Annotated in this window: 9 protein-coding genes; 5 read left to right on the top strand and 4 right to left on the bottom strand. The window is 33.8% G+C overall.

Annotation, left to right across the window (positions count from 1 at the left end):
• Positions 1–205: 205 nt before the first annotated feature.
• Entirely contained in the window at positions 206–2,776 is a 2,571-nt protein-coding gene (locus OQ292_RS18925; RefSeq protein ID WP_284683712.1) for an ABC transporter permease, read from the bottom strand.
• Positions 2,777–3,011: 235 nt separating this feature from the next.
• Positions 3,012–3,395 carry a DUF6249 domain-containing protein gene (locus OQ292_RS18920; RefSeq protein WP_284683711.1) on the bottom strand — a complete coding sequence of 128 codons (384 nt, stop codon included), beginning with the start codon at positions 3,393–3,395 and terminating at the stop codon, positions 3,012–3,014.
• A gap of 172 nt (positions 3,396–3,567) precedes the next feature.
• Here OQ292_RS18920 and OQ292_RS18915 point away from each other — a divergent pair, with 172 nt between their 5' ends.
• The 3 genes from OQ292_RS18915 to OQ292_RS18905 are packed head-to-tail and all read left to right on the top strand — an operon-like array spanning position 3,568 to position 5,783.
• The gene (locus tag OQ292_RS18915; protein WP_284683710.1) at positions 3,568–4,569 is read left to right on the top strand and encodes a helix-turn-helix transcriptional regulator; all 1,002 of its coding nucleotides are present in this window, start codon (positions 3,568–3,570) and stop codon (positions 4,567–4,569) included.
• An 18-nt stretch (positions 4,570–4,587) separates the two neighbouring features.
• Complete coding sequence (locus OQ292_RS18910; protein ID WP_284683709.1) at positions 4,588–5,142, top strand: NUDIX hydrolase; 555 nt, start codon at positions 4,588–4,590, stop codon at positions 5,140–5,142.
• A gap of 53 nt (positions 5,143–5,195) precedes the next feature.
• A complete protein-coding gene (locus OQ292_RS18905) occupies positions 5,196–5,783 on the top strand; it encodes an acyl carrier protein phosphodiesterase (protein ID WP_284683708.1) in 588 nt (195 codons plus the stop codon).
• Positions 5,784–5,835: 52 nt separating this feature from the next.
• On the opposite strand, the gene OQ292_RS18900 is transcribed toward OQ292_RS18905, so the two are convergent.
• Entirely contained in the window at positions 5,836–9,312 is a 3,477-nt protein-coding gene (locus OQ292_RS18900) for a translocation protein TolB (protein WP_284683707.1), read from the bottom strand.
• A gap of 171 nt (positions 9,313–9,483) precedes the next feature.
• Entirely contained in the window at positions 9,484–10,569 is a 1,086-nt protein-coding gene (locus tag OQ292_RS18895) for an NAD(P)/FAD-dependent oxidoreductase (protein ID WP_284683706.1), read from the bottom strand.
• A gap of 71 nt (positions 10,570–10,640) precedes the next feature.
• Between OQ292_RS18895 and OQ292_RS18890 the strand changes: the two genes are divergently transcribed.
• Both OQ292_RS18890 and OQ292_RS18885 read left to right on the top strand, forming a co-directional pair.
• Positions 10,641–11,288: an MBL fold metallo-hydrolase gene (locus OQ292_RS18890; RefSeq protein ID WP_284683705.1), complete on the top strand. Its 648-nt coding sequence runs from the start codon at positions 10,641–10,643 to the stop codon at positions 11,286–11,288.
• Between the two features lie 32 nt (positions 11,289–11,320).
• A complete protein-coding gene (locus OQ292_RS18885; RefSeq protein WP_284683704.1) occupies positions 11,321–11,974 on the top strand; it encodes a hypothetical protein in 654 nt (217 codons plus the stop codon).
• The last annotated feature ends 50 nt before the right edge of the window (positions 11,975–12,024 follow it).

Raw genomic sequence — 12,024 nt, 5'->3', positions numbered from 1 at the left:
GTCTTATATTAATTGTAATAATTAGAACATTTTGTTTTATTTTTCCTAGAATCTCTACATATTTTACAATCTAACACATTTACATGTTCAATAATTTCATCTGTTAACCAAGTTAGAATATTATTACTAAAAAAGTCTTCTCCACAAGCAGCTCTTCTATACAGTTTTATCAATACATGGGCTTAGTCTGACTCATTGTTCTAGCTTAAAAATCTTTTCGCAAAACCTCTAATGGAGATCGTTTCAGAATTTCTCGTAAATTTAAACTGCCAACTAAAACTGTTAAACAAATTATAGTAAATAGAATTATAAGCAATTCAGGCACAACCGGAATAAAAACTAAATCTAAAAAATAAATAGTGAGTGCCCAGCTTGCCAGTAACGATAATAAAATACCACTAATTCCAGCAAAGAAACCAAGATAGGCATATTCTAGTATAGCAATGCTCAATAACTGCTTTTGCAAGGCTCCAATGGTTCGCAGCAAAGTATTTTCTTTTATCTTCATAAACTTGCTATTTACTACTGATCCTGCCAATACCATAAGTCCAGTTACTATACAAAACATCGCCATAAACTTGAGTGCAAATGCGACTTTGTTCATCACTTCGTCTAAAGTTCTAAGCATGAGAGACAGATCGACCGTAGATATATTTGGCGCTTTTTCGGCTAATCTTTGTTTAAACCTAGCATTAATAAAGGTTGATGGTGCATGTAAAAGCAACGCATAAAAATGTGGTGTTTCTTCCAACACGCCAACTGGAAATAAAAATGCAAAATTGGTATGTAGCTGTTGCCATTCAACTTTTCTAATACTTCCAATAAAAGTTTGAATTGCAAGACCTTGAACATTAAAGATTACTTCGTCTCCCAATTCCAATTGGAGCTGTTCGGCAATGGTTTCTGTTACAGAAATAAATACAGTATCATTCTTACTTCTTACACTATCGAGCAAAGAACCTTGTACAATGGTTTCAGAATCAATTAATTCTTCTCTGTAGGTAGCCAAATGCTCCATATACAATAACCAATCTGGTATGTCTACCTCAGTATCTTCTGACTTTAGTTCAGAAATTGACTGCCCATTTACTTTGTGCAACCTAAGCAAAACAATTGGTACTTCTTTGTTTTTTGTAAGTCCAAAATCATCTATCATCTGAACAACGTCTTCTTTCTGATCTGGCTGTACATCGTACAAAACCATATTCGATTTTGTTTCATCTGAAATTTTACCGATTTGCTGTAATATTCCATTTTGTACAATGCTGATGGTAGAAATTAAGAAAGCACCCAAACCAATTACCAACATAAGTATAATTGTCTGGTTATTTGGCCTGAACAGGTTTGCCAAACTTTGCCTAAAAATAAAGTGGGCTCTATATGGGAAAAATTTACGGATGGCAGTTACGATTATAAACCCAACCAAACCAAAAAGACCAATACTTAGTAAGAATGAGAGATAAAAATAAGTACCAATCTTAAAATCTCGGGTTTGCAATAAAGCAAATAGCCAACTAAAAAGTATAATTAAAAAAATCACCTTTATTTTAGCTCTTCCCTTGCCAGATATACTTTCTACATTGTTTCTTAAAACAGCAAGTGGAGGTATAAACCTAATACTTACTAGCGGCAACCAAGCAAATAACATGGTAATAATAAATCCAATTAATACGCCTTCGGTAAGTGCTAGCCAAGAAACTTTAAACTCTAATGCTACTGGTAAAAAATCTTGTAATACCAATGGAATTAGTAATTGAATGTAATGCCCTCCTAATGCACCTAGTAAACTTCCTAAAAAACCAAGTATCGCAATTTGAAGAAAAAAAACTTTAAAACCAGCACTGCCAGATGCACCTAAACATCTTAAAATAGCTACAGTTTTTATTTTTTCTTTACTGTAAATATGTACAGAACTAGCCACACCAGCAGAACCAAGAATTAAAGCAACAAAACCCAAAAGGTTAAAAAACCTATTCAGATTTTCGAAACCACTGCCCAAGCTCTCTTTTCTGTATGCGACTGTCTCGTAGCCCAAGCCATTTTTGTTAATCACTGCCCGAAGTTTACCAAGCAAGTCTTCTGCGCTACTAGTTTCTGTATTTTTAAAATACTTTCTATAGCTAATTCTACTGCCTTTGCCTAATAGATTGGTTGCGGCTAAACTATCTAGTGGAATATAAACGGAAGGAGCAAATGTGCCAGCAATTTTCACATTCCCGGGAATTTTGGTAACAATGCCAGCTACTTTTAATTTAAGCTTGCCAATTTGAAGTGTATCTCCTGTGGAGACTTCGTACTCAAATGCCATATTATCATCTAGCAAAGCTTCTCCATTAACCCGGAAACTATCTAAGGCGGTTGAAGGTATGGTTAACATTTCACCATAAAAAGGATAATCACCTTCTACAGCTACTACTTGTGCTATTCGGCTTTCTCCATTGTGCGGAAATGTTACCATTGAAGAAAAACGCGCATCACTTGCTTGTTCCTGAGATAAAGAATCTAAGAAACCATAATCTTCTCCACGAAAATCATTATCACTGTAAAGCACTAGGTCTGCCCCAAGCAGAGCTTTTGCCTGATTGTCTATATCTTTTCTAAGATTGTAGTTAAAAGAATGAATGGCTACCAGTGCGGCTATACCTATTACAATTGAAGAAATAAACCAGATAAGTCTTGGTAAATTTTTTCTAGCATCATTCCATGCTAATCTCCACATCCACCTGTCTACAAGCAAACTGCTTTTTTTCCTTTTTACCCTGATTAACCTATCCATGTAAACTTTACTCAGCTAAAAAAATGATGTTTCTATTGTAGTAAATTACAATACATTCATTTAAGATGAAACTAGATAATAAATGATTTATAAGTAATAAAAATTCCAGTATCCATTTTGTTTAAAAAGATTAAAAAAAGTCCTCTGATTTGGAGGACTTTCTGTTTTTTAGCAAAAAATAAAGATTTTATTATGTTTTTACAGCATCAATAAAATTAATTGAATTAAAGATTGTTCAACTAAAATCATCATCAAGAAAGGCATCAGCTTTACTTTTTGCTTCAATTTTTCTGGCTTGGTTATAATATATCAGCATGCTAATTCCTCCACAAAGAAACACCATAGAGAAATAGGCAACTTCTTCTGTCATTCTTGTAAAAGTGTATAGAAACTCCCCTATTAATAAACCAATACTAACTCCAATAGCAATAATACCATACTTTAACATCCCTTCTCTTTTGTTTTTCCTTCTTTTTGTTGAAGTTAACAAATCTGCCTCTACACCACTTTCGATCATGGCCATACGCTCTCGATGCCTAGTCATAAAAATGATATAAATTATTCCAAAGAGGCTACCAAATGTTGATACTATTGCTACAATAGCGATTAAATCTTCCATTGGACTGTGTTTATTTTGCTAAATTGATTTCATCTCTTTGACAATCTTAAAAACAAATTGGTTACAAAAAAGAAAAATTATTTTTTATGTAATCTGAATATAAAAAATATCTTTGTTCAAATGCCTATATTTCAACCAAATTCATAACTAATATTTATAATATTTTTCATCCATGCCAAGTAGCAAATTAGCCTTTTTCAGATACCTGCTTATAGACCAGATGCTCCGTGATAAAAGAAAGCCCTACCCTAGTAAGCAAGAATTACTTGAAGCCTGTGAAGAAAAGTTCGGTGTAAGGTCTGTTTCTACAATTGAAAAAGACATTAATGCTATGCGTCTAGAGTTTGATGCACCAATAGAATACAGCAAAAGAATGAAAGGATACCATTATACAGAGTCTTCTTTTAAACTTTTGTCAGTTAATCTTTCAGATGAAAACTTGGTTGCATTAGGATTTGTAGAAAGCTTTCTAGAAGACTTTAAAGCAATGCCTATATTCTCCGAATTTTCTGATGCAGTAGATAAAGTGCTTGACGGATTAGAGATTACCAGAAACTTTGGAAAAAACCTCAAACCAGTAAGCAATTTTATTCAGCTAGATAAATCGCCCTATTTTAAAGGTAGCGAAATGTTGAGCCAATTAATACAGGCAATTGCAGACCAAAAAGTTGTACTGGTACATTACAAAAAGTTCAATTCTGAAGCTGAAAAGCAATACACTATTCATCCTTATATTATTAAAGAATTTCAACATTTCTGGTATTTAACCGGCTATGTAGAAGGCTATAACGAAGTAAGAACTTTTGGTATAGATAGAATTACTGCGGTTACAACTTTAGAAGAAGAATACAAAGAAGCAGATAAAGTTGGTTTTAATGCCAATGCATATTTTAAGAATTGCCTTGGAGTTACCACACTAGATAGAAAGCCAGAAAAAGTTGTTTTATCATTTTCTCCACAAAGAGGAAATTATTTAAAATCGCAACCTCTACACACTTCACAAAAAATTCTTGTAGATAATAACGATGAATTTAGAATAGAGCTGTTGTTAATTTCTAACTTTGAGCTTCGAAATGTAATTCTCAGTTTTGGCGCAGATATAAAAGTACTAGAACCTACCAGCCTAAAAGAAAGCATTATTGAAGCAATGAAATCGGCTATTGATAACTATTAGCCTATAGAATTAAGAGATATGGAAAATAAAGCAACCAGAGAAACACTTATAGAGCAGTTAAATACTTACGAAGCTTACAATGCACATGAGGATAAAATGCTTAGCAACATTTTAGGCTTTGTAATTAATCATGAAAATTGTTTCTTAAGAAGTAATTTAAAAGGTCAGGTAACGGCTTCTGCTTGGATATTAGATTATGACCACCAACATGTGTTAATGTTACACCATACCAAGTTAGATAAATGGCTACAACCCGGCGGCCATACAGATGGTAACCCAGATGTGCTAGCAGTTGCACAAAAAGAAGTGGAAGAAGAAACCGGTTTAACCACTTTAATAAGCTTTGGAGAAGAGATTTTTGACATTGATGTACATGACATTCCAGCTTACAAAGATGTGCCAGCTCATAAGCATTACGATGTACGTTTTATTTTTGAAGCTGATATAGACGAGCCTTTGGTAATTAATCACGAATCTAAAGAGTTAAAATGGGTTCCATTAGATGAAGTTAAAAACTATAACAGTGAAACTTCTATAATGAGAATGGTGGAGAAAACTTACGAAATTGGTTAATAGTATTTCGACATTTATTTATAAATTTTAAAGTCAGGAAAAGGAGAAGAGTAATGAATTTTTTAGCACATATTTTCCTGGCTTATCCTTCTGAACCATTAATGGTGGGTAATTTTATAGCAGACTTTGTAAAAGGAAAAGCTTACCAAAACTACCCCGAAAAGATTCAGTTGGGAATTATAATGCACAGGCAAATAGATACTTTTACAGATACTCACCCTATTGTAAAACAAAGTATCAGAACAATACGACCCGAGCAAGGTAGATTCTCTCCTGTTGTAATAGACATGATGTACGATCATTTTCTTGCCGCCTACTGGAAAGATTTTCATCAAGAACATTCGCTCGAAAAATTCACTAAACTGGCTTACAAAACCTTTGATGAAAATGAGCAGTTTTTCCCTGAAAAGGTGAGGACCTTTTTTCCCTATATGAAAAATGATAATTGGTTATTGAGGTACCCAACTATAGGAGGTTTACAAAAAAGTTTGAATGGCTTATATAAGCGTACTGGAAGTATTTCTAACATGAACAAAGCTTCTGAAACACTTATCAAAAATTACGATCAATTAAAAAGCGATTTCTTCGAATACTTTCCGCTACTCCAACAGTTCTGCATAGATTTTCTAGCAAAAAAATAATCCTTCCCAAAAATATGAGAAGGATTATTGAATGATTATTTAAAGCAATATTTTAAAAATCGTGTCCTAGTGTAAAATAGAACATTGGATCTTGTCTAGAATCGTCTTCTATACCCCAAGCAACATCAAACTTAGTGTAATAACCTAGCAACATAGTTCTGATACCAGCACCATAACCAATCAGGAATGGATTCTTAAAGTTCTTTACAGTTGCTATAAAACCACCCTCAGAGTTAACACTTTCAATTACTTCGGTATTTAGCGCATTCTCTCTGTTAAATGGACTAACACCCGTCCAAGCAGAACCAACATCTGTAAAGCCAACTAACTGTAAGTTTCTAAAGAAGTTAGAAGTAATGGTTCCTTTATAGAAATATTTAAGTAGTGGAAATCTTAACTCGGCATTTACCAAAATTACATTGTTACCAGAAAGCTTGTTGTATTTAAAACCTCTCATACTGGTTGCAAAGTTGATAAACATTCTATCACTGTTCTCTTGTACAACCTCTCCCACATCTGTATCAAACTTATTAAACAGCCAGTTATCTACACCACCGAGCAAATATTCTTTCTTAGCTTGTCCGGTAAATTGCCCATAAGCTACTCGAGTAGCAAAGATGAGTGAACGGTGTATTTTCTGGTAATTTCTAAAATCTATATAAAATTGCCCGAAGCTTTTGTTTTTACCATTTTCACCCAGACCTATATAGTTTTCATATTTTATTTTAAGTCTGGTTCCTTCCATCATGTTTACACCAGTAATTATACTGTTATCGTAAATAAATTCGGAGTTAAAACCAGTATAGTTTGTTACTACATCAGGCTCACTTAACAAGTTAATATCTGTAGTTGTAAATCTGGTAGTAGCGAAAAATGGCTCAAAACTAATTCTACTGGTTATGTTAAAAGGATATGAAACAGAACCTTGGAATAAGTTCATATTGTATTTTTCTGTGGCAGACTCTGTAGGAACTTCCAGATTTCTTCTCTCGAATCTAGCACGATAATCTAGTCTGGTTTTTAGGTATTCATACTCTGCAAAAAGGTTACTATTATTCAGGTTAGTAACATAGAAAATACCAGCGTTAATTTTATGGTTTTCCAGTACGTCTGTCATAGCAACTTCAAATAGAAGTCCCCAACCTCTTTGCGGGTCAATTTTTACAGAAGTAACAAAATTATCGGCAGCAAACTGCTTTTCGTAAGGCAACGATCGGGTTATCTTAAACTCTTCTTTTTCTTCCTCTTGTTGTTCTTCTATCTTGGTTCGGTACTTGTCTAAGAAGCTTTTTCGCTTGCCTTTAGAGAAGGTATCAAACTGATAATCGTCTGTATCTACTTCCGTTTCTGTTGAGTCTGTAGCATTGCTTACAATTTGCTCAATTTCATCGTCATGTGTTATCGAATCTTCTTTAACAGGTATCTCTTGTAACTCTTCGTTTTGCAAAGTATCTGTTAAGTTTTCGAGTTTTTGCTCTAGTGAATCTTGTACTTCAAGCATGGTAGAGTCTACAACTTCTAAGCTGTTTATCTTGTTAATGCTATCTTGAATAGCTTTTGCTCTTTCTTGAATGCGCTTCAACATCTTGGCTTCTTCTTTTTCTTTGCGCTCTTTTTCTTCTTTCAGCTTTTTAGCTCTCTCTTCTTCCTGACGCTTACGCTTTAACTCTTGCAGGTTTCTTAAATCAAAAATTTGCTGTCTGTAAGTCTTTCCTGTAAAAGTTGAAACATCATCTTGAAAGTTTTTATCGTGAATGATATGTTCATTAGATTTATAAAGCATTACCGCAAACATGTCATTCTTTCTTACATCATAGGTTTTTATACTGGTCTGGTAATTTGTGAGCTGTATAGAAACACTATCTTCCATATCGTACTTATACATCTGCGAAATACCTCGCTGGTCACTTAAGAAAAGCACCTCTTTTTCGCTAATTGCCTTAGGCATCACATCTTTACTTAATGTATTGGTAAGCCTCGAAAGGGTGTTCGGATTTTCAGGATCGTAAAGGAAAATATTGAAGTTATTCGTAATTTCTTCTTCTTTAACCGACTTAATTACCGAAATAGAATCGTCTGGTCTGTTAGAAGAGAAAACTATTTTTCTGTCTTTACCCGGCAAATAACTAGCATCCAAATAATCGAATGGATCATTAGTAACTTGTGTAAGCTTTCTTTCTCTATAGTTATAAATATAAAGGTTGTTTTTACCTCTCCATTCAGCACTTAGCGTCATATAGTTTCCATCAGAAGAGATGTCAAAAGATTTAATATTGCTAAAACTTCTAAAAGTTCTTTTCTCTCTTCTCTTATTACCACTTTTCTTTAACTCGTAAAAGCGGAGAAATACTTTACCATTTTTTGCAGCGAAAATACCCAACTCATTCCTATCTCTCCACGAGATCAAAGGCATTTCTTCATCTACTTTCTGGTTAATTAGTTTGTAACCACCTTTTAAAACTACAGTCTCTTTGTTCTTTTCTATATTAAGTAATTTTACTTTATATCTGCCTCTTATATTCTCTGTATATGCTAAATATCTACCATCTGGGCTAAGCTTTAATTGATGGTAAATTTTTTCTCTTTTATTTTTACCAAGCAGCTGCTCGTCTTCTGGTCTTTCGTGACCTTCTTTAATACTATTGAATTGTTTATCGTAATAAGCTTTCCAACCTTTTATAAAAGTTTTAAATGGGATGCCTAAAGTTTGCTGAATGCTTTGCTCTTCATTTCTTACAATTCTAGTTAAGTTCAACACATTCGCAATGTTGGATTTGCCGTACTCTTCAGCTATGTAATTCCAGATTGATTGACCAATAAGTTTGGCATCTTCGCCTTCTAGGTTGGTGATTTTTTTCATTTTCTTCTTGCTGAGTGCATCGCGCAAGTAGTCATCCATATCCACACTCCAACCTTCGGCAATGTAAGTAGCAGCACCAGCCATAAACCACTCTGGCAAGTTTAAAAGATATGAGTTTTGAAAAATCTCTTTCAAATTACCGCCATACATCATCTCAAAAATTAAAATATCTGAGATACCTAAAGCCAGCTCGTTTTTAAAGTTGGCTTTGCTTCCTGTAAAAGCTAATTCAATTTCTGATCTCACAAAATTGGTTTGTCCACCTACATCGTATCCTTGATCATAAACACCAATATTACTTTGTTGCAAATCGATGATTGAATTATAAATAAGGATCTTTGTTTTATTGTATGGCGAGAAACCAACCAAGTCTGTAATTCTATCAAAATCTTTTTCGGCATATTCTGCCGCCAATTTGGCAAGATCGTAGCCACCATCGTAAAAATAGATATCAAAGTTGGTAGTAGAAATGTAGTTCCACTCCATTCTTTTATATTGTACCCTGTTTTTACCGAAGTGATTCTGCCTAAACTGAGCAGAGGTTTCCAACGAAAAGATCGAAAGAAAACAAATGGTGATAAGGCAAAGGGTAAAAGTTTTGTTAATCATATATTGCGAACTGTAATAAATACTGTAATTTCTCTTATCGGATACATTTGGTTTTCCCATAGGGATGGATTGGATTATAAAACGGAAAAAAATAAAATACCAAAAAATGCTAAAAAGCTTGATCTAATATACAAACAATCTTTCCTATATAATCTCTGCTAGTTTTTGATAAATAAGGCCTTAATGTAAGGTTTTCGCTTGATTTTCATTTCAGAAACACTTTCATCGTTTTTAAAGTTTTGTAAGCACATCATTTTTTATATTATATTTCCGTATTACACGGCTAATATCCACTAATCCCATTAGTGGAAACCCCGAAAGAAGTACCTCTGTAAAATGCTTTGCAAAGTATGGAGCTAATGAAATTCCCTTTGCACCCAAACCATTAAACACTCCTAATTGCTCATAAACTGGATGCAAACCTACAAATGGTCGCCTATCATAAGTAGCTGGTCTTATGCCAGTTAGCTGACCTACTACTTGATAAGGTAAATGAGTAAGCTGTTCCATTTTGTCTAAGAGCATATTTCTTGCATCCTCTGTTACTTCGTAATCAAGCTCTCTATTATTATAAGTCGCTCCTACTTTACTTGTACCGTCTGGCTGGGGTAAAATCCAACAACCTCGGTTTATAGCATGTTCAAAAATATTTTTTTCGAACTTAACTTTTAGCAATTCTCCTTTTACTGGCCTGAAAGCCAACCAATTAAAAAATGGATTACCAGATGCACTTCCTACTCCATCACAAAAAAATATCTTTTCTGCTTCTATTCCTTTCCATTCAACTCCATCTTCGATCAGCTTAAGATCATCGTAATTAAACTCATCATTAATATAGAAGCCCAGATTTGCAATCTTTTTTCTGTAGCTATCCAACATTAGTGGTATATCCACATAACCAGAACCCTTTATAATCATTCCTCCAAAATCGGCATGGAGCTCATTTTTGTATAAAGTTTTACTAAATCCTCTGATGTAAGTTGCATACTCATCTTCAGCAGAATTTGCCATCCATGTGTTTTGTTTTTCCTGCGAATCAAAAGGAATAAACATATCCATCTGATGAAAAAAATTTTCACCTGTATATGCTTCAAACTCTGGGTAAAACTCTTGTAAAGCAGGAAATAGCGTATCGGCATACCAACTCTTCACCATTTTTCTACCTGTAATCGGATTAAAAATCCCTGCTGCTACTCGCGAAGAACTTTTCCTTTTATCGTTTTCAATTACCCTTACAGTTTTACCTGCTTTAAGTAAGTTATATGAAAGTATCGTTCCTGCAATTCCTTGTCCTACAATCAGATAGTCTATCTTCATTTCATTTGTTTTTTGCTTATGAATCCTTGAGATTTGGAAATCTAAGCAAATTAAGTAATTGAAATTCTATAATGGTAACAATAAAATTTTTTACTAATGGTGGATTCGGCGAAAACACCTACATTCTTTCCGACGAAAGTAAATCCTGCATAATTATAGACCCAGGATGTTATCAGAAAGTTGAAGAGGAAGACATTAAAAATTACATTGAAGAAAATAACTTAAAAGTTGAAAAAATTGTAAACACACATTGCCATATAGATCATGTATTGGGCAACTATGCAATGAAGAAAGCATACGATGTACCTATTTACATACCTGAAAATGAATTAGAGGTTTTAAGATCTGTTCCTGCGTATGCACCGATGTGGGGTTTTCCTGCTTATCAACCGCAAGAGCCAGATGTTTTAATTAAAAGAGAAGAGAAAACCATTGAGTTTGGAAACACCTCTTTAGAAATTCTTTATGTACCAGGGCATGCTCCGGGGCACCTCGCCTATTACCACAAAGAAGAAAAATTCTGTATAAATGGAGATGTGCTATTTAGAATGAGTGTAGGTAGAACAGACTTGCCTGGTGGTAACCACAGTCAGTTAATGGATAGTATTCGCAACGTGATGTACCAATTACCAGACGATGTAACAGTATACTGTGGGCATGGTGATGAAACAACAATTGGCTTCGAAAAAAAACATAATCCCTTTTGTAGAGTAAATTAGTTATACAACTAATTATTTACTGGAAGATAACCATGCTGAAAAAACATTTATTGCTTCCTCTTTCTTTAGCAATGCTCACATTTGCCTGTGTTAAAGAACAAGATGAAAATTTGCAGAAAAGGGAAAATGAAGTTTCTGTAGATGAAAAAGTCGATTTTAAGAATATAGAAAACGAAAGGTTAAAAGAATGGACTGAGTACTACCAAACTCTGGATGCCTCTTTTGATCTTGCCAAATTTCAATTTCAAAACCTAGATACGATAAGAGACATTGAAGGTACTGTAGCAGGAACTTTTGATGAAAGCTTCAAAGAAATCTATAATGATTTCTTAATCTATTCTCCTGACAAAAAGAGGTATTTGGATATAGACAGCTACTACTGGCAAGAAGAAAACGGCAATGCAGTATTTTCACCAGATCAAGAAATTAATTTGGTTGACATTGAAAAAGAAACTGTAACGCGTGTTGCTTTTAATGGCCCTTCATTAACTGTTGAGTCTGCATTTTGGATAGATAATCAAACTTTTTTTCTACTTGAAAATTCAGTTGAAGATGGATCGTCACCTTTTATTGCAGAGTTTGATTTAGCAAATGAATTGATAAAGTATTACCAATACTCAGACAGTGTTCATTTCGAATCTAAGTTCACAGAAAATAAACTCAAGAAAAAAGGAATTTTCTTATAGAGACCTGATCAATTAAGTTGTTTCACTAAATCAATTGAAAGATTTTACAT

Source organism: Chondrinema litorale (genome assembly GCF_026250525.1).
In the GTDB taxonomy this organism is placed as follows: domain Bacteria; phylum Bacteroidota; class Bacteroidia; order Cytophagales; family Flammeovirgaceae; genus Chondrinema; species Chondrinema litorale.
This window is presented reverse-complemented; position numbering and strand designations above follow the sequence as displayed.

Coding starts and splice junctions, on each gene's coding strand:
- OQ292_RS18905 (WP_284683708.1), top strand. CDS start 5,196: ATGAATTTTTTAGCACATATTTTCCTGGCTTATCCTTCTGAACCATTA.
- OQ292_RS18885 (WP_284683704.1), top strand. CDS start 11,321: ATGCTGAAAAAACATTTATTGCTTCCTCTTTCTTTAGCAATGCTCACA.
- OQ292_RS18895 (WP_284683706.1), bottom strand. CDS start 10,569: ATGAAGATAGACTATCTGATTGTAGGACAAGGAATTGCAGGAACGATA.
- OQ292_RS18925 (WP_284683712.1), bottom strand. CDS start 2,776: ATGGATAGGTTAATCAGGGTAAAAAGGAAAAAAAGCAGTTTGCTTGTA.
- OQ292_RS18910 (WP_284683709.1), top strand. CDS start 4,588: ATGGAAAATAAAGCAACCAGAGAAACACTTATAGAGCAGTTAAATACT.
- OQ292_RS18920 (WP_284683711.1), bottom strand. CDS start 3,395: ATGGAAGATTTAATCGCTATTGTAGCAATAGTATCAACATTTGGTAGC.
- OQ292_RS18900 (WP_284683707.1), bottom strand. CDS start 9,312: ATGGGAAAACCAAATGTATCCGATAAGAGAAATTACAGTATTTATTAC.
- OQ292_RS18915 (WP_284683710.1), top strand. CDS start 3,568: ATGCCAAGTAGCAAATTAGCCTTTTTCAGATACCTGCTTATAGACCAG.
- OQ292_RS18890 (WP_284683705.1), top strand. CDS start 10,641: ATGGTAACAATAAAATTTTTTACTAATGGTGGATTCGGCGAAAACACC.